The 470-nt window shown below is 50.2% G+C and carries 2 tRNA genes; both read right to left on the bottom strand.

The features are described from left to right. Nucleotides 1–212 precede the first annotated feature (212 nt). A tRNA-Ala gene (locus L3D05_RS26260) sits at nucleotides 213–288 on the bottom strand. 28 nt (nucleotides 289–316) lie between these two features. Beyond that, nucleotides 317–393, bottom strand: a tRNA-Ile gene (locus tag L3D05_RS26255). Nucleotides 394–470 lie beyond the last annotated feature (77 nt).

Genomic DNA, 470 nt, shown 5'->3' with positions numbered 1-470 from the left:
CTCCTGGCGCCTAGGCATCCTCCGTGCGCACTTATTAGCTTAACCACACTGCGACTGTTAAGTTTAGCCGTAAGGCTGAACTTCAGTCGTCAGTGACAATTGTGACACTAGTAAGGCAGAGATGATACTCTTCTTCTTAATTCGCGCTTTGTTTCGCTATCCAGTTTTCAAGGTACAAGTTTTCGATGACGGTTAATCATCGGAAAGTCTCATGGTGGAGACTAGCGGGATCGAACCGCTGACCCCCTGCGTGCAAGGCAGGTGCTCTCCCAGCTGAGCTAAGTCCCCATGGGAAGTATTCATTTATTAAAGAAGATGGTTGGCCTTAGTGGACTCGAACCACCGACCTCACCCTTATCAGGGGTGCGCTCTAACCAGCTGAGCTAAAGGCCAATATTTGCGCCCGCTCTTGCTGCGCTTCGTAACATTTCCTACCCTCTAGACAAGGATAAGAAAAGCCCGGCTTGGCG

The sequence above is a fragment of the Cohnella mopanensis genome (assembly GCF_022352055.1).
In the GTDB taxonomy this organism is placed as follows: Bacteria; Bacillota; Bacilli; order Paenibacillales; family Paenibacillaceae; genus Cohnella; species Cohnella mopanensis.
Note: the sequence above shows the minus strand (reverse complement) of the source record. Positions and strands in the feature narration are given on the sequence as shown.